This is a genomic window from Veillonella ratti, assembly GCF_003992115.1.
Lineage (GTDB): Bacteria > Bacillota > Negativicutes > Veillonellales > Veillonellaceae > Veillonella_A > Veillonella_A ratti.
Genome location: NZ_RQUX01000016.1, coordinates 1 through 18,116 on the forward strand (window position 1 = coordinate 1; position 18,116 = coordinate 18,116).

Here is an 18,116-nt window from a genome sequence, read left to right on the forward strand (position 1 = left end):
GTAATTGTATTTATAAGTTAGCTTTAAAAATCATATTTCTCAATAACTCTTATCAATTTTTGTTGTACAAATGTATACACAAAACGCACAAAATTACATTCCTCTTCATGATAAAAGATGATATAATATTATATATAAAATAACTAAAAGGAAATAAACGACCGGAAAGTGAGATTATCAAAATTATTGTAAAGTTTATTTCCTTAAGAAAGAAGAGGATATTATGGCTTGGATTAAATCATTTCTACAGTCTCCTTCAGCCGGTGGGATTTTATTACTTATCTCAGCTGCACTGGCAGTCGGAGTAGCAAACTCATCACTGGCAGAACAGTATTTTATGTTCTTAAAACTACCGTTGGGACCATTCCCGGTTGATTTGTGGGTTAACGATGTTTTAATGGCCATATTCTTCTTAGGCGTTGGTCTCGAAATTAAGCATGAAATGATTTACGGTGAATTAAATACGAATGCAAAGCGTATTTTACCGACCATATGCGCATGTTGCGGCGTTATGGTTCCGGCCATTATTTATTTCGCATTTAACCATGCAAACCCTTTATACCATAGAGGGTGGGCTATTCCGACAGCGACGGATATAGCGTTCTCCATTGGCGTAGTTTCTTTATTGGGGACGCGTGTTCCGATAGCCATGAAAGTATTACTTACTACATTGGCTGTTGTGGATGATTTGATTGCAGTTATTATCATTGCCGCCGTGTATACCGAGTCCTTGTCATTTTTATTCATGGGATTGGCGGTTGTGCTTTTTATACTTTTGATGATACTGAATAAAAGAGGGATTTTCCATCCGATTCCGTATATTATTCTCGGGCTCGGCTTATGGTACTGTATCTTTAGATCCGGTCTTCATGCGACATTGTCCGGTGTTATCCTGGCCATGACCATACCGTATCGGGCTAAATACAGCACGGGCCGTTTGATTTCACCTGTCATGCAGTGGAACAATGCGTTAATCAAATGGATTACCTTCTTAATCTTGCCTCTTTTCGGCTTTGTTAATGCCGGTGTATCCTTTGGGGATTTTACATACTCCGATTTATTCCATCCGGTAGTACTCGGTGTTTCTTTAGCACTCTTCTTAGGTAAACAAATTGGCGTATTTGCTACCGTATTTGTTTTAGTTAAAACTAAATTGGTTGACATGCCGGTTCATGCAACTTGGTCTCACGTATATGGCATTGCTCTTTGCTGTGGGATAGGCTTTACTATGAGCTTGTTCGTCGATTTATTGGCATTTCCGGCCGGTCATGCTCAGGAAATGGCGAAAGTCGGTATTTTCATGGGCTCCATCCTCTCCGGTGTGTTAGGATATTTAGTACTTAGATTCTTAACGCCTGATGTAAGTGCCTTAGAACGGAAAGAAGATTAGTTTTATAGTAATTATTGATAGGCTGGTATTGAAATTCGTACAGCGTTGTTGGGGATTTTAACAATATAAAATTGTATAGCAAGAGGTTTATTGAAAATTTTCAATAAACCTCTTTATTTTATTGCCAGTTTTATTTTGAATAGGGTATACTAAGTAGTGCAGAGGAATTAGTTAAGTTAGCGCATCACCATAAATTATAAAATGTGATGAAGCTTATGAGAGGTTATGAATGTGTGAGAAAGTGAAGGAAACATATGGAGAGTCTTAAAAAAGTTTTTCAAGCGCCGGCTACGGGGGGCATTTTATTGCTGTTAACGGCAGTACTGGCCGTGCTCGTAGCTAATTCGTCGTTCGGTCCGCAGTATGAACAAATATTGCATACGTACGTGGGTCCTTTATCCGTATCTCATTGGATAAACGATGTATTAATGGCCATCTTTTTCTTAGGCGTCGGCCTTGAAGTAAAACATGAAATGCTCGAAGGCGAGCTAAATACGAATGCGAAACGCTTGTTGCCGACTATTGCAGCTGTTTTTGGCGTTCTGATGCCTGCTTTGATATATACGTTTTTTACTTATAATCAAAGCGAATTGGTTCGCGGTTGGGCGATTCCGACGGCAACGGATATTGCCTTTTCCATCGGTATTATTTCCTTATTGGGATCGCGCGTGCCGTTGGCAGCAAAAGTATTTTTGACAACCTTAGCGGTAGTTGACGATTTAATTGCCGTAATAATTATTGCCGCTGTCTATACGCCTTCCTTAGAGTTTATGTACTTGGGTGGTGCGATTCTTGTTTTTGTATTGCTCTTATTATTAAATAAAAAAGACGTAGTCAGCCCGTGGCCGTACATTATTCTTGGCGTAGCTCTTTGGTTCTGTATCTTTAAATCTGGTTTACACGCCACTTTATCGGGTGTAATTTTAGCCATGACGATTCCGTCCAAAGTGTTGCGTAACGGCGTGGAATTATCGCCGTTAAATGATTGGCATGAGGCATTGGGCGGCTGGATTACGTTCCTCATCATACCGTTGTTCGGTTTTGCCAATGCGGGCGTTTCCTTCGGTGACTTCCAGTGGTCCGAACTTATGCATCCGGTTATTTTGGGGATTTCCCTGGGCCTTTTCGTGGGCAAGCAAATCGGCATTTTCGGCATCATGTTTGTTCTTGTTAAAGCGAAGATTGTACCGATGCCTAAGCCGCTTACGTGGAAACACATTTACGGCGTATCCCTCTGCTGTGGCGTAGGCTTTACTATGAGCCTTTTTGTTAACTTATTGGCATTCCCGCCGGGCCATGCGCAGGAGATTGCCAAAGTTGGTATTTTCTTAGGTTCTATTGTATCCGGTGTGTGCGGCTATATTATGCTTCGCTTCTTTACTCCGGAAGTGAAATTGACTGAACCGGAAGATCCGTTTTTTCATAAAAATCATTTAGTATAATCGTTTGAAACGATGACGATTGATGCAGGGACTGTTACTTTTAAAAAAGAGTAACAGTCCTTTTAGTTTCCCGGTTGAGATATGTGATGGTCAATTAAATATACCGCTAAATGAATAACTATATCGAAGATATTAATCGAAGTGGGAAAAACCCCCGTTTATTTTGATTAAAGTGGTGATTGTAATTGATAAAAGGGGTCGAATTTTGACAAAATTCCCAAAATAAAGTAAAATAGTATTGCATTTAGATACGAGGTGGAAATATTGAGAAAACTTAGAATAGTGACAGTTCTCTTAACGTTTCTAATGGCTTGTACTTCAGTAGTATTGGCTGATGTAGGACGCGGCGATCGCGGCAGCGAAGTACAATATGTTCAGCGTTTGATGATAACGCAAGGGTACTTGGTTGATACAGCTGACGGTGTTTTTGGTAATAATACGGAATATGCAGTGCGCATGTTCCAAAAGCAAAACGGCTTATCCGCTACGGGTAAGGTGGATAGCGACACCTTGGCAGCGATGAAAGAGAACAATAAGAAATTTGCAGCAGCACAACAGTCTCGCAATGTGCGCAATAGCGTAGAAGTGTCACGTTTTGGTGATCGAGGTCGCTCGGTTTCCGATTTGCAGGCTCGTTTAGCCCACAGTGGTTTTTCACCGGGTTCGATTGACGGTATTTTCGGCAATGGCACAGCCAATGCTTTAAAACGTTTCCAGAAGGCAAACGGTTTAGCCGTTACCGGTGAAGTGGACAGCAAGACAATGGAGCTCTTAGCTAAAGAGCGCGGTGTTCCGACAGAGTATAAGAAGACTATGTCAATGAATGCTACAGCCTATTCCGCATATGATCCGGGTAATTCCTCATATACGGCACGAGGCAATTTATTGAAACGTGGGTATGTGTCGGTGGATCCGAATGTGATTCCCTTAGGCACAGCGGTTTATGTCGAGGGCTACGGATATGCAGTCGCGGATGATACCGGCGGCGATATTATTGGTAATCGTATCGATTTAGCCATGGATTCTCATGGCGAGGCCATAGATTTTGGTCGACAAACCGTTAAGGTTTATATTTTAGAATAAGAGAATAAGATTTTAGAGAAGCGTTAGTACTATGTATGAATTTACTTTTATGAATTCAATTATTAACATCTAAAATGCAGCTAAAGAGGCTGTAACAAAAACGAGGATTCATTTCTTCGTTTAGGTTATAGTCTCTTTTGTTATTCAAAATATGGAATAAGATAGTAGTAATGTTTGACAGGGAATGGATGTTTTGACTATCCACTCTTGAAAGATACATGCAAACTGCGAACGTTCAGATAAAAATTAACCTCGAATGTATGGATTTTTACCTTTAAAGTATGTATTTTCCGAACGTTTTGTGGTATCCTTAAAAGAGAACAAGGTTGTTGGCATAGTCGGCAACGTTATTTTTTTGTATAAGGAGGTATACAGTGGAAAAAGTGCGACGCGTTGAGCGCATGGTAGCGCTTACTAAACTGTTGGTAGATTCTCCGCAAGAATTGATATCTTTACGCTATTTTTGCGATTTTTTTGATATTGCAAAGTCCACACTCAGTGAAGATTTAAGTTCCGTGAAAACAGCTTTGCAACATTTTTCCTTAGGCACCTTGGAAACGGTAGCCGGAGTAGCCGGTGGTGTTCGCTTTATTCCGTATCGGCAAGGGGAGCGAGCCATGTCTGTCCTTCGTGAAGTTCAGCAGCGTTTACAAGAACCGGACCGCGTAATTCCGGGGGGCTTCTTGTATATGTCAGACATTTTATATGATTGGCATATTGCCAGCCGTTTAGGCGAGATTTTTATGACTCGCTTTGCCGACCGGAACCCGGACTATATTATGACGGTAGAAACAAAAGGAATTCCGCTGGCCGTTATGGTGGCGCGAGCTTTTAACAAACCCCTTGTTATCGCTCGCCGTGACAGCAAGGTGACAGAAGGTTCGTCTATCAGTATTAACTATGTGACCGGATCGAATCGTCGCATTCAGACTATGTCGCTTACGAAACGGGCTATTCCGCCTAAATCCAAAGTGTTGCTCATTGATGATTTTATGAAAGCCGGCGGTACGGCGAACGGCATGCGGGAGCTGGTTACCGAAATGGGTGGTACCGTGGTTGGTATCGGTGTATTGGTATCGACGCCGGATCCTAAAGTTGTAAAAGATTGCGAAGCACTCTTAATTCTTAACGGTGTTAATGAAGAAACACGCAGTATTGATATCGAACCTGTAAATTTAGAGGCTGATAAGGAGGCCTAATTGTATGAAACCTATTACATCTTTGATTTTAGCGGCCGGTAAAGGGACCCGCATGAAGTCTAAACTACCGAAAGTATTGCATCCCGTAGCGGGTAAGCCTATGGTGGAACGCGTACTTGAAACCGTAAAAACAGTGGGCACAGAACGCAATGTTGTTATTGTCGGTTTTGGCGGTGAACAAGTACAGGCGTACTTGGGTGAGGCTGCTGAATTCGTGACCCAGACTGAGCAAAAAGGCACCGGCCATGCTGTTAAGCAGGCCAAACCTTTATTAGGTGATTACAAAGGGACCATTTTATTGCTCTGCGGTGATACGCCACTCGTAACGCGTGAATCGTTGGAAGCGTTGTTAGCCGAACATGAAGCAACCGGTGCAGCGGCTACTGTATTGACGGCTCATATGGCTGATCCAACCGGGTACGGCCGCATTATTCGCGAAGAAGGGACGGGCAAGGTTCTTCGCATTGTGGAACAAAAAGACGGCAAACCGGAAGAGTTGGCGGTACAGGAAATCAATACCGGTATGTATGCCTTTGACAGTGAAAAGCTATGGCCGTGTTTGGAACAGTTATCCGATGACAATGCGCAGGGCGAACTTTATATTACCGATGTGGTAGGCATTTTGGTAAATCAGGGTGATCGCGTAAGTGCCTATATGATGACTAACGAAGAAGAGTCGTTAGGCGTTAACTCCCGAGCACAATTGGCGGAAGCAGAACGTATTTTGCGTGAGCGCACAAACCGTCATTTCATGGACCTCGGTGTGACGATTATCGATCCCGCATCCACTTATATTGCACCGGAAGTTGTAATCGGTGCCGATACGGTAATTTTACCGGGTACCTTACTTGAAGGGACAACGGTTATCGGTGAAGGTTGCAAAATCGGACCACATAGTCGTTTAACTAATGTAAAAGTGGGCAACGAAGTGGTTATGCATTTTACCTATGCTCATGATTGTGAAGTAAAAGACGGTGCCGATATCGGACCGTATGTACATTTACGCCCTAATACGGTTATCGGCGAATCCGTTCATATCGGTAACTTTGTGGAAGTGAAGAACAGTATTGTCGGTAAAGGGACTAAATTCCCACACTTATCGTATATTGGCGACAGTGATGTAGGCAGCGGCGTTAATATAGGCTGCGGTACAATTACGGTTAACTATGACGGTAAATTAAAACACCGTACCAAAATCGGTGACGGTGCTTTTGTGGGCTGTAATTCTAATTTAGTAGCCCCTGTTTCGGTTGGTAATTACAGCTATATCGGCGCCGGTTCCACTATTACCAAAGATGTACCGGCTAAATCTTTGGCAGTAGGTCGGGCTCGTCAAATTGTAAAAGAAAACTGGGTGACTGACGATACATTTAAGAAAAAATAGAAAAAAGTTGTTTACTTTTTTGCAATAAAGACGGTAATAGTATACAATAATAAAGATGAGGTTTGCTAGGAGCAACGAAGTTATTAATTAGCAAAAGGGGTATTGAATCATGGCATTTGAAGACGGTAAGAAACTTAAAATTTTCACAGGTAATGCGAATCCGGAGTTGGCGAAAGAAATCTGTGATTACTTAGGCTTACCTTTAGGCGAAGCGTTTGTAGGTCGTTTCAACAATGGCGAAGTACAGATTATGATTGATGAAAGCGTACGCGGTAAAGATGTATTTATCGTGCAACCTACCAGCTATCCGGTAAATGATAATTTAATTGAGTTATTAGTTATGGCTGATGCCTTAAAACGTGCCTCTGCGCGTCACATTACGGCGGTAGTGCCGTACTATGGCTATGCTCGTCAGGACCGTAAAACTCGCGGTCGTGAACCGATTACGGCTAAATTGGTAGCTGACTTAATGCAGACAGCCGGCATCACTCGTTTGGTAACGATTGACCTTCATGCCGGTCAGATTCAAGGCTTTTTCAATGTGCCGGTGGATCACTTATTCGGTGCCTCCATTTTGGCAAAATACATTAACGAAAAGAAAATGGAAGATTTAATCGTTGTATCGCCTGACCTTGGTGGTGTAACGCGTGCTCGTGATTTGGCTGACCGTATCGGTGCGCCGATTGCGATTATCGAAAAGAAACGTCCGCAACCGGGTGTGGCTAAAGTTATGAACTTAATCGGTAATGTAGAAGGTAAGAATTGCATCATTATCGATGATATCGTTGATACAGCCGGCTCTTTGGTTGAAGGGGCAAAAGCACTTAAAGAATTCGGTGCTAAATCCGTTATGGCTTGTGTAACACACGCCGTATTAACTGATCCTGCTTGCGAACGCATTGCAAACTCCAATATTAAGGAATTAATCGTAACCAATACGATTGATTTACCGGAAGAACATAAATTACCAAATATTACGTCCTTGTCGGTAGCGCCTTTATTGGGTGAAGCGATTATGCGTATCTTCCACGAAGTATCGGTAAGTAATTTGTTTGATAAATAATTTTTCTCTGCATGGCTGTTTATGCCTCTGTAGAGCGATGTGTGTAACCTCCGGAATCCTTTCCGGAGGTTCTGTTTTTCGTAGATAAAGGATGTAAACAGTGAAAATGGTTGTAGGGCTCGGGAATCCGGGCCGTGAATATGAAAAGACAAAACATAATATAGGTTTTATGGTCATCGATGCTATGGCGGCGAAAGAAGCTCATACGCCGTGGCGTGAAGATTTTAAAGCACTTATTACGACAATAACAATTGACGGCGAGAAGGTTCTTTTGGTAAAACCGCAGACGTTTATGAATGCCAGCGGTGAATCAGTAGGCCCTTTGATGCGGTATTATAAAATAGACCCGGCCGATGTGTATTGCGTGTACGATGATATGGATTTACCGGTCGGTAAAATCCGTATTCGTCCTAACGGCAGTGCGGGTGGTCATAATGGGATTAAATCCCTCATTGCTCATATGGGCACATCTGAGTTCCCTCATTTCCGTTTCGGTATCGGCCGACCGTTACCGCAATGGACGGTTATCGACCATGTATTGGCACCGTTCCCGGAAGAACAGCAGGATAAGGTGAATAAAGGCATTGAAGATATGGCCAAAGCTATTTTAGGCACCTTAGAGGTAGGGCTCGACAAAGGTATGAATTTATACAATCCGCGTAAAGGTCGTCGTCAATAACACTTGACAAGTTTTAATAATTTCGATATAATAACTCTATTATCCGGATAGATTGTCAGTGTTAATGCTTGAGGAGGATGAACTTTAAACCCAACAATGTCATAATCTTGAACATTCCTGAGCAGTCGTACGGGTATGTGGTAATAACCCAACCACTTTTTAGCAGTTGGTTTTAACCCAAATCGCTGTAAGTTATAAGAATAACAAAGGAGGTTCGATTATGAACAAGATTCAAAGTTTATCGAACCGCTTATCGGTGCTGGGATATAGTGGTTTCGAGATTTCTCACATTATTAATTATGCCGCCAGAGGCAAAGAGTTAACAACATTGAGTAAACATCAGTTGAGAGATGTTATTCAGCAAATGGAAAAATATGTAACGCTAGGTACGCAATATGCGGCCGCTTATAGCAAGTAAGCTTTAGCGTAAACACAGGAGACTATACGGAGCTATAGTCTCCTTTTTTTCGATATAAGGGAGAACGGAGGATTACATGTTCGTACGACAAAATCATAAACCGCGTAAGCAACGTTCGTTTCCTGCCGGGCCACGCCAAACAAGGCGTATGGGAATGTCAGTGAAATGTATGATTTTTTGCGATGGCGATATTTTATTATTACAAAAAAAGGATAGAGAAGGACTCAGACCATGGGAATTTCCCGGTGGCGGTCTTGAGTTTGGTGAAGATTTACATGATGCGGCGTTACGAGAAGTACGTGAAGAAACCGGTCTTACGGTCGAACTGCTTGATGTAGCCGGTCTGTGGTCCTATAAACGCAATAAATTGCAGTTCTTGACAGGCGTTATCTTCATTGCCAAAGCAAATAATCGTGACGTAGTATTGTCGGACGAACATACAGACTTTGCCTGGGTCAAACCGGCAGAGCTTAATACCTATCGGTTGCAGGATTCCTTACGTGAGGCTTTGGACCGCATTAAAACAAGCAATGAGCGGGGCCGAGAATTACGTCAATATTTTGTAGAAAATTACAAATAGCGATTTAGTATTTATAAAATTACAAATAGATACACCGCCATTACTATAAAATGGTATAATTGTATGTATATAAAAATAAGCAAACAGAGGTTTTATTTTGAAAACACATACACAAACGAAAAATAATAATAGGGAATGTAATAATATAGCATTAAATCAGTCATGCATGCCTTTTGTAGAAGCGTTGGAGGCTTATAAAGAAGAGCATTTCGTGCCGTTTCATACACCGGGCCATAAAATAGGCGTAGGAGCGCCCGATACATTAAAAGCATGGATGGATCCGGCGCTGCCTTATGATTTAGGCGTGATGTATGCGCTGGATGATTTACATGAACCGGAAGGTTCGTTAAAAGAAGCGCAAGACTTGGCGGCTCAATTATATGGGGCCGACCACACTTGGTTTTCTATAAACGGGACCACCGCGCTAATTGAAACAATGATTATGGGTACGGTCGGTGCCGGTGATACGATTATTATTCCCCGTGAAGCACACCGCTCAGTAATGGGCGGTTTAATTTTAAGTGGGGCCAAGCCGGTTTACTTGGAAGGGCGTTTTGATGAGCGTTTCGGTGTACCTTTGGGGACTACACCCCGTGAAGTAGAAACAGTCTTAAACAAGCATCCGGAGGCGAAAGCCATCGTTTTGGTAAACCCGAATTATTATGGCATTGCCATTGATTTAGAAGCTATAGTATTATTAGCTCATAAGAAAGGTGTTATTGTTCTTGTAGATGAAGCTCATGGAGCCCATTTGCCGTTTGGTAAAAATTTACCTAAAAGTGCCTTGGCCTGTGGGGCCGATTTAGTGGCACAAAGTACACATAAATTAATCGGTTCTTTAACACAAACATCGATGCTTCATGGACAGGGTATGCTCATTAATGAACGACGCATCACGCAGGTTCATCAGATTTTGCAGAGTACCAGTCCTAATTATATATTTCTGGCCAGCCTTGATATGGCGCGTCATCAAATGGCGACAAAGGGCCGGGAGTTAGTCGCCAAGGCGGAAATGCTGGCACAAGAATTACGCCGGGGTTTGCAGAGCATTCCGGGGATTACTGTACCGGCTGCCGAAGATTTTACCGGTTTATATGATTATGATGCGACCAAAGTGCTCATTGATTTTTATGAGCTCGGATTGACCGGTGTAGATGCGGAAAAATTGCTTCGCAAGGAAGGCATCGAGGTAGAATTGGTACAGGCTTATCATGTGTTGGTGCTCATTACGCTAGGCGATACCAAAGACAGCATTAAACGACTGGTTGATGCGGTAAGTAAGGTGGCGGCGAAGGTAAATGAATTTAAGCAATCAAGCCCTCAGGCAAAGCCATTGGCTACAGGCTCGCGTTTGCCAAGTCCGGAAGTGGTACTGACGCCCCGTGAGGCTTTTTACAGTAAAACAGAAACTGTGGCCCTTACAGAAGCGACAGGGCAAATCAGTGGCGAGACTATCAGTTATTATCCGCCGGGGATTCCTTTTGTCAGCGTAGGCGAACGAATTACACCGACGGTGTTGGCCTATATTAAGGAGCGGCAAGCCATGGGCTTTTTGCCAAATGGCTGCGCTGATAAAACATTAAAAACAATTCGTATTATTAGTAAATGAGGTGTGACCCGTGGGCCGTTTAATAATTATTGAAGGTGGCGACGGTAGCGGTAAAGCTACGCAGACAGCGCTATTAAAAGAACGTTTACTCAAAGAAGGCTATAAGGTAAAGTCCGTGAGTTTTCCCAATTACGACAGTCCGGCCGCCATGCCGGTAAAGATGTATTTAGCCGGTGATTTCGGTAAAAAACCGTCCGATGTAAATCCCTTCGTGGCCAGCTCGTTATACGCTGTGGACAGATTTGCTTCTTTTCGCATGGATTGGCAAAACTTCTACGAAGAAGGGGGCATTATTTTAGCCGATCGCTATACGACGTCCAATATGGTACATCAAATGGTAAAATATGAAGACCCGGCGGAACGCAAGGCATTTCTCGACTGGTTGGAAGATTTTGAGTTCGTAAAATTCGGCTTACCGCGACCTGATGCGGTATGTTTACTGGATATGCCACTTGCAGTAAGCGAAGCACTTATGGCGGAGCGCAAACATAAAACCGGTGGCGCTACCGGCGATATTCATGAGAAAGACCATGCATATTTGGGCCGTGTTCACGGGGCCTATGATGAATTGGTGGCACGCTATGATTGGCAGCGTATTGCTTGTGCCGATGAACATATGAAACTTCGTACCATAGAAGACATTCATGAGGATGTATATAACGCAGTAGCTGCCGTATTGAATGACTTAGAGCCTTCGCTTTGAGTTGTTTTTTAGGGGCTTCACGGTATATAATAAATATGTTGTAATACATTGAGGAGGCACCATGTCGTATTTTGAGCAAGTTATCGGTCAAAAGGCCATAATCGACCATTTGACGATCTTGGTAGAGCGCGGTACCTTACCCCATAGTTTGTTATTTTATGGGGAGAAGGGCCTGGGAAAATTAAATACGGCTATTGGCTTAGCTTCTTTATTAATAGGTCGACAAGTCTTTTCGGCTGATGGAGGCGCTCAGTTTTTAGAAGCTGTAGCGAATGCTCGTCAAGCGGATGGCGAATCGGAGAAAAAAACGGAAGCGGAAGGCCTTCCTATTTACGTTGATGGCGGTCAGGCTTTTTGGTTGCGGCCGATGAAGAATATGCTGAAGGTAGAGCAGTGGTATGAGCTGTTAAGTTCCTATTTAGGGCGTACCGGTGGCGGCCGACGAGTTGTTATCGTAGAAGATTTTCAAACGGCTAATGCAGTTATGGCCAATGCCATGTTAAAAACTATTGAGGAGCCGCCGGCTGATGTTTTTTTCATAATTATAACGAATCAAATTGCTTCGGTGTTACCTACTATTAAATCAAGGTGCATGCTGGTTCCTTTCGGTCCGGTAAGTAATGATATTATTACGGCGGCACTGCGTAAAGAAGGCTTCACCGAAGATTTACAACAAGCTTTGGGAGCCGGTCAGGGTAATCCTGCTTTGGTTCGTGAGCTGGTCCTGAGAGGCACGTTGCCACTATTGGAACAGGCCGTAAAAATGCTGGAACAGCTGCCGAAAGCTTTGTTTTTTACACAGTTGAGCCTGCAAACGGAATCCCTTAAACGCGATGACATGCGCGAGTTAATGGGCTGGTTGCGGCTCTTGGCGCGCGATATGATGGCTCTAAGAGCCGGTGCGCCGGATGATGTACTACAGTGTCCTCTCCATAAAGAGCGTTTGCTGCAAATCTTATCGTCATGGAAGGTGAAAACCTTATTGACCGTAGAGCGGGAAACGCTGGCGGCGGAAGAGGCACTTCGATTAAATGTGAAAGCAGGTTTGGTTATGGATGGCGTATTGTTTGCCCTTCGCCAAGCCTTAAAGGAGGACACCCAGTGACAACCATAGTCGGTGTTAGATTTAAAAAAGCGGGTAAAATTTATTATTTTGCTCCCGGTGGTGCCAGCTTGAACTTAGGTGACGGTGTTATTGTTGAAACGGCTCGCGGTCTTGAATTCGGCGATGTGGTAATTGCACCGCGCCAAGTGGACGAAGAGTCGGTAATTCAACCGCTTAAAAGCGTAATTCGTAAGGCCACCCCGAAAGATTACAAACAAGTAGAAAAAAATAAGCAGCGTGAAGAAAAGGCGTTTGAGATTTGTTTGGAGAAAATTGCCAACCGCAAATTGCCAATGAAACTCATCAATGTTGAATATACTTTCGACATGAACAAAATCATCTTCTTCTTTACCGCTGACGGACGCATTGACTTCCGTGATTTGGTTAAAGATTTAGCCACCGTATTCCGTACGCGTATTGAATTGCGTCAGGTAGGGGTGCGCGATGAAGCTAAAATTTTAAACAGTATCGGTGCTTGCGGCCGTGCTTTATGCTGTGCCACATTCCTCGGGGATTTTTCACCCGTATCGATTCGCATGGCTAAGGATCAGAATTTAAGCCTTAATCCAACGAAGATTTCCGGTGTATGTGGACGTTTGATGTGCTGCTTAAATTATGAAAATGATTTGTATGCCAAGGGCGGCGATTTATATACGCAGAAAACTAAAGTGGCACCCGTTATTGTAGAACCGCCGGGCATCGGTAAAGATGTAGTAACCGATGAAGGTATGGGCAAGGTATTGAAGATTAATCGCAACAAGAAAACGGTAAAAGTACAGCTGGAAGAAGGTCGTACTATCGACTTGCCGTGGACTGATATCGTATTGCCTGATGAAGAATAATGCAGAGCGACTTGATGATTTATTGATTGGCGGAATGAAGCTGTGGCAGCGGACCGATCAATTCCGTTTTGCTATTGATGCGGTATTACTGGCGCATTTTCCAAAACTTAGTGAAAAGCGCCGCTATGCCGATTTAGGCACGGGAACAGGGGTAATTCCTTTACTCATGACCGCTCTCGGCGCCAAGCAGATTACGGCTATTGAAGTTAATCCGGTGCTGGCCGATTTAGCGCGCCGTAATATTACATTAAATCACAAAGAAACGGAAATTTCTTTGGTTGAAGCAGATTACTGTAAGCTTGAAGGTGCTGAATGGGTGGAGCGATTTGATGCAATTCTTATCAATCCACCATATTTTACGGCTTCGCAGGGAGCAATACCCCAATCTTCTGATGTGAGTTTAGCTCGTCATGAGACAATGTATGATATTACGGATATTGCAAGGGCAGTAGCAAAGCTCGTAAAATATCAGGGACAGGCTTTTTGGATTTATCCGGTAAGTCGCTTGATGGATTTATTGGGTGCGTTAAAAGCAGTGAAATTAGAACCGAAGCGAATGCGTTTTGTCCACAGTATGCCGGGCAAAGCGGCTAAATTGGTTCTTATTGAAGCACGTAAGGCGGGGCAGGTCGGTTTAATTACAGAAGCCCCTTTATATATTTATGACACACCGAATGTGTACAGTGAGGAGGTGCGTAGTTGGTATGACAGAGACTAAAGGAACTTTATATTTAGTACCTACGCCCATAGGCAATCTGGAAGATATGACCTATCGGGCTGTCCGTGTTTTACAGGAAGTGCATACCATAGCGGCCGAAGACACGCGGCACAGCGGTCTGTTGTTAAAACATTTTGATATTAAAAAGCCTTTAATATCCTATCATGAGCATAATAAGGATGCGAAGGAAGAGCCCTTAATGGAGTTGTTACTAAGCGGTCACGATGTGGCGGTTATCAGTGATGCAGGTATGCCGGCTATTTCCGATCCGGGCGCCAATCTTGTATTAGCGGCCATAGACGCGGTAATTCCGGTGGTTCCATTACCTGGGCCGAATGCGGCCTTGACGGCACTCATTGCGTCGGGGCTCGATACGAGGGAGTTTACTTTTTTAGGCTTTTTACCAAAGAAAAGCAGCCACCGTAAAGAATTATTGGAGCGTGTGGGTACTTATGAAGGCACTTTATTGTTCTATGAAGCGCCTCATCGTTTACAAGCTTCATTACAGGAGTTATATAAATACTTAGGCAATCGTCCAATTGTGTTAGGGCGGGAGTTGACTAAAAAGTTTGAAACTTTTGTGCGTACCGATTTGGAAGCTTTGCAAAAAGCGGAGGATTTGGTTACCATTAAAGGTGAATTTGTTTTGGTCGTAGGCGGTGCCGTTCACGCTGAGTCGGGAGCGCCAGAAACAATGTCAACTGATGATTATGTAAGTGCTGTGATGATGCTTATGGAAGCCGGAACGGCTAAAAAAGAAGCAATACGCGAAGTTGCCAAACGACTGGGCGTAGCCAGACGCGATGTGTACAATGCCGTTGAAGCGGCACAGGACACATAAATCGATTAGGCATTAAATGTTTAGATTGATGAAACCGTGAATGATAAATAATTAAATTTATAAGGCTACACCTTGTTATAGAATAAGAGGAGGTTATTGTATGTCAGATACAACCAACAAACGATTTTATATTACAACACCAATTTATTACCCAAGTGCCAAGCTTCATATCGGTCATACCTATTGTACGACGATTGCCGATACGGTAGCGCGTTTCAAACGCCGCGCCGGCTATGATGTGCGCTTTTTGACAGGCTCTGACGAACACGGCCAAAAAATCCAACGTGCTGCCGAAGCAATGGGGATTACGCCGCTTGAATATACAACTAAAATTGTTACCGGCTTCCAAGAATTATGGAAAGCCCTTAATATTTCCAATGATGATTTCATCCGTACTACGGAAAAACGTCATGAAAAAGTAGTTCAGTACTTATTCCAAAAAGCCTATGACAAAGGCGATATTTACAAAGCTAAATACAAAGGTTGGTATTGCACACCGGACGAAACATTCTGGACCGAACAAAAATTGGGTCCTAACCATACTTGTCCTGATTGCGGTCGTCCTGTAGAACAGGTAGAAGAAGAAAGCTATTTCTTCAGAATGGGTAAATACGCCGATCAATGGCTTAAATTTATCGATGAAAACCCTGATTTTATCCAGCCGGAAGCGCGTCGTAACGAAATGATTCAATTCGTTAAACAGGGCCTTGAAGATTTGGCCGTATCCCGTACCAGCTTTGACTGGGGCATCAAAGTACCGTTTGACCCTAAACATGTTGTGTACGTATGGTTTGATGCACTTGTGAATTACATCAGTGCTTTGAATCCATTAGAAGAAGATGACAGCTTATTCAAAAAATTCTGGCCTGCTGATATGCACTTGGTAGGTAAGGAAATCGTTCGTTTCCACTCCATCATTTGGCCGATTATGCTCATGAGTCTTGAATTGCCGATTCCTAAAAAAGTATTCGGTCACGGCTGGCTCGTTGTAGACGGCACCAAAATGAGTAAATCCCTCGGTAACGTGGTGGATCCGATTCCGCTCATTAATATGTACGGTTCCGATGCTCTTCGCTACTACTTATTGAGTGAAATTCACTTGGGCAATGACGGTAACTTTACGTTGCCTAACTTTGTACAGCGCGTTAACTCCGATTTGGCCAATGACTTGGGCAACCTGTTAAATCGTACCGTAGCAATGATTGAAAAATATCACGGCGGCGTGATTACGGCTATGCCTTCCGTCAGTGAATATGACAAAGATTTGGCGGCTATGGCGGAAACAACCGTTAAAGACTACGAAACTTACATGGAAGCCTTCGACTTGAACCGTGCGTTAAAAACTGTTTGGGCCTTCATCGGTCGTACCAATAAATATATTGATGAAACTATGCCTTGGGTACTTGCCAAAGGTGCTGAAGCGGGGGATGCTGAAAAATTGCAGACCGTAATGTATCATTTGGCGGAAGCTTTACGCATTATCGCCGTTTTAGTTGATCCTGTAATCCCTACAGGGGCACCAAAGATTTGGGAACAATTGGGCCTTACCGGTTTTGCCGATGCCAAACTTGACGATGTGCGCCAGTGGGGCGGTTTAGCCAGCGGCACGAAAGTAGTAAAAGGGGAACCAATTTACCCTCGTTTCGAAGTACCTGAAATGGTAGATGCTCCGGCAGCTACTGAAACTAAAGCAGACGAAAAAGCGGCCGCTAAAACGGGTACGGAAAGTGCGGATGAAACAGACCGCACCAATGAAACTGCCGAAGCAGGTGAACAGGAAATTCCACCAATCAAAGACAATGTGGAATATGACGATTTTGCCAAACTGGACTTGCGCGTAGCTAAAGTTATTTCCTGTGAAAAAGTTAAAAAATCCAAGAAACTTTTAAAATTTGTCTTAGATGTGGGCGTGGAAGAACGCACCGTAGTTAGTGGTATTTCTCAATACTACGAACCGGAAGATATGATTGGCAAGAAAGTAATTTACCTTGCCAACTTGGCACCTAAGAAACTCATGGGCATTGAATCGTACGGCATGATTTTATCTGCCTCCGACTTTGCCGATAATTTAGAAGTAACCAATATCGAATCGCTTATTCCGGGAAGTTTGGTGAAATAAGATGGAATTGTTTGATACGCATGCGCATATTAACGATAATCGTTTTGACAATGACCGTGAAGCCATGTTGGAGGATTGCCGAGCGCAAGGTGTTCGCTATATTATGTGTCCCGCAGTTGACCGCGGCACGGCGGAATCCGGTATCGCTTTGGCTGAGAAATACGATTATGTGTATGCAGCTGTAGGCGTGCATCCTCACGAATCGAAAGATGTGACGGAAGCAGATTATGAATACTTTAAAGAGCAAGCTCTTAACAATGACCGGGTAAGAGCTATCGGTGAGATTGGTTTGGATTATTACTATGATTTTTCCGATCGTGAAACGCAAATGCGCGAATTCAAACGCCAATTGGCGCTGGCCCGCGAAGTGGATTTGCCGATTATTATTCATGACCGCGATGCGCACGGCGATATTATGGATACACTCCGCACTGACGGCAAGGGGAATTATGGAATTTTCCATTGCTATTCCGGCAGTTGGGAAATGGCGAAAGAAGCCATTAAAATGGGTTTTTATATTTCTTTTGCCGGCCCGGTAGTATTTCCTAAGTCTACAAAGTTGAAAGAAGTGGCCAAACAGGTTCCGCTCGATCGCTTATTGATTGAAACGGATTCGCCATATTTGACACCGCCACCATTCAGAGGGCGTCGTAACGATCCGAGCAAGACTCAGTTCGTAGCGCAGGAAATTGCTGCTTTACGCGGTATGGAAGCAGACGAAATAGCAGCCATTACCCTTGAAAACGGTAAACGAATTTTTAATATTAAATAGTATAAATATTAGTAACCAATAAGAGCTCTCTTCGTGAGTTTTGCGAAGAGAGCTCTTTTATTTACAGTCTTAACTGAAGTGAATCGATGATGTAATGACAAGGAAAAATTTTGTATAAAGTGTGTAAAGATTATGTAATATTCTTGAAATACTCTTTCAGTTTCGGTAA

The 18,116-nt window shown here is 43.3% G+C and carries 17 protein-coding genes; all 17 read left to right on the forward strand.

Annotated elements, in window-relative coordinates:
• The first annotated feature begins 223 nt into the window (after window positions 1-223).
• The 17 genes from nhaA (EO124_RS07450) (at window position 224) to EO124_RS07530 (ending at window position 17,947) form a co-directional block, all read left to right on the forward strand.
• Window positions 224-1,390 carry a Na+/H+ antiporter NhaA gene (gene nhaA, locus EO124_RS07450; RefSeq protein WP_127058990.1) on the forward strand — a complete coding sequence of 389 codons (1,167 nt, stop codon included), beginning with the start codon at window positions 224-226 and terminating at the stop codon, window positions 1,388-1,390.
• A gap of 254 nt (window positions 1,391-1,644) precedes the next feature.
• Window positions 1,645-2,832: a Na+/H+ antiporter NhaA gene (gene nhaA, locus EO124_RS07455; protein ID WP_127058991.1), complete on the forward strand. Its 1,188-nt coding sequence runs from the start codon at window positions 1,645-1,647 to the stop codon at window positions 2,830-2,832.
• A gap of 306 nt (window positions 2,833-3,138) precedes the next feature.
• Window positions 3,139-3,915, forward strand: coding sequence for a peptidoglycan-binding protein (locus EO124_RS07460; RefSeq protein ID WP_241230688.1), 777 nt, complete (start codon window positions 3,139-3,141; stop codon window positions 3,913-3,915).
• Window positions 3,916-4,289: 374 nt separating this feature from the next.
• Window positions 4,290-5,114, forward strand: coding sequence for a pur operon repressor (purR, locus tag EO124_RS07465; protein ID WP_021840347.1), 825 nt, complete (start codon window positions 4,290-4,292; stop codon window positions 5,112-5,114).
• Between the two features lie 4 nt (window positions 5,115-5,118).
• Window positions 5,119-6,498 carry a bifunctional UDP-N-acetylglucosamine diphosphorylase/glucosamine-1-phosphate N-acetyltransferase GlmU gene (gene glmU, locus EO124_RS07470; RefSeq protein WP_127058993.1) on the forward strand — a complete coding sequence of 460 codons (1,380 nt, stop codon included), beginning with the start codon at window positions 5,119-5,121 and terminating at the stop codon, window positions 6,496-6,498.
• Between the two features lie 109 nt (window positions 6,499-6,607).
• Window positions 6,608-7,561 (forward strand): ribose-phosphate diphosphokinase, encoded by a 954-nt coding sequence (locus EO124_RS07475; protein WP_127058994.1) that lies wholly within the window; start codon window positions 6,608-6,610, stop codon window positions 7,559-7,561.
• A 100-nt stretch (window positions 7,562-7,661) separates the two neighbouring features.
• The gene (gene pth / locus EO124_RS07480) at window positions 7,662-8,240 is read left to right on the forward strand and encodes an aminoacyl-tRNA hydrolase (protein ID WP_127058995.1); all 579 of its coding nucleotides are present in this window, start codon (window positions 7,662-7,664) and stop codon (window positions 8,238-8,240) included.
• Window positions 8,241-8,460: 220 nt separating this feature from the next.
• A complete protein-coding gene (locus EO124_RS07485; protein ID WP_127058996.1) occupies window positions 8,461-8,658 on the forward strand; it encodes a hypothetical protein in 198 nt (65 codons plus the stop codon).
• A 76-nt stretch (window positions 8,659-8,734) separates the two neighbouring features.
• Window positions 8,735-9,238, forward strand: coding sequence for an NUDIX hydrolase (locus EO124_RS07490; RefSeq protein WP_021840342.1), 504 nt, complete (start codon window positions 8,735-8,737; stop codon window positions 9,236-9,238).
• A gap of 166 nt (window positions 9,239-9,404) precedes the next feature.
• The gene (locus EO124_RS07495) at window positions 9,405-10,847 is read left to right on the forward strand and encodes an aminotransferase class I/II-fold pyridoxal phosphate-dependent enzyme (protein WP_127058997.1); all 1,443 of its coding nucleotides are present in this window, start codon (window positions 9,405-9,407) and stop codon (window positions 10,845-10,847) included.
• 10 nt (window positions 10,848-10,857) lie between these two features.
• Window positions 10,858-11,550 (forward strand): dTMP kinase, encoded by a 693-nt coding sequence (locus EO124_RS07500; RefSeq protein WP_127058998.1) that lies wholly within the window; start codon window positions 10,858-10,860, stop codon window positions 11,548-11,550.
• Between the two features lie 61 nt (window positions 11,551-11,611).
• Window positions 11,612-12,655, forward strand: coding sequence for a DNA polymerase III subunit (locus EO124_RS07505; protein WP_127058999.1), 1,044 nt, complete (start codon window positions 11,612-11,614; stop codon window positions 12,653-12,655).
• Window positions 12,652-13,497, forward strand: coding sequence for a PSP1 domain-containing protein (locus EO124_RS07510; protein ID WP_127059000.1), 846 nt, complete (start codon window positions 12,652-12,654; stop codon window positions 13,495-13,497). Before EO124_RS07505 ends, EO124_RS07510 begins: the two co-directional genes overlap by 4 nt.
• Window positions 13,487-14,215, forward strand: coding sequence for a tRNA1(Val) (adenine(37)-N6)-methyltransferase (locus tag EO124_RS07515; RefSeq protein ID WP_127059001.1), 729 nt, complete (start codon window positions 13,487-13,489; stop codon window positions 14,213-14,215). Before EO124_RS07510 ends, EO124_RS07515 begins: the two co-directional genes overlap by 11 nt.
• Window positions 14,202-15,056: a 16S rRNA (cytidine(1402)-2'-O)-methyltransferase gene (rsmI, locus tag EO124_RS07520; RefSeq protein ID WP_127059002.1), complete on the forward strand. Its 855-nt coding sequence runs from the start codon at window positions 14,202-14,204 to the stop codon at window positions 15,054-15,056. Before EO124_RS07515 ends, rsmI begins: the two co-directional genes overlap by 14 nt.
• 100 nt (window positions 15,057-15,156) lie before the next feature.
• Window positions 15,157-17,175 (forward strand): methionine--tRNA ligase, encoded by a 2,019-nt coding sequence (metG, locus tag EO124_RS07525; protein WP_127059003.1) that lies wholly within the window; start codon window positions 15,157-15,159, stop codon window positions 17,173-17,175.
• Between the two features lies 1 nt (window position 17,176).
• Entirely contained in the window at window positions 17,177-17,947 is a 771-nt protein-coding gene (locus EO124_RS07530; protein ID WP_127059004.1) for a TatD family hydrolase, read from the forward strand.
• Window positions 17,948-18,116 lie beyond the last annotated feature (169 nt).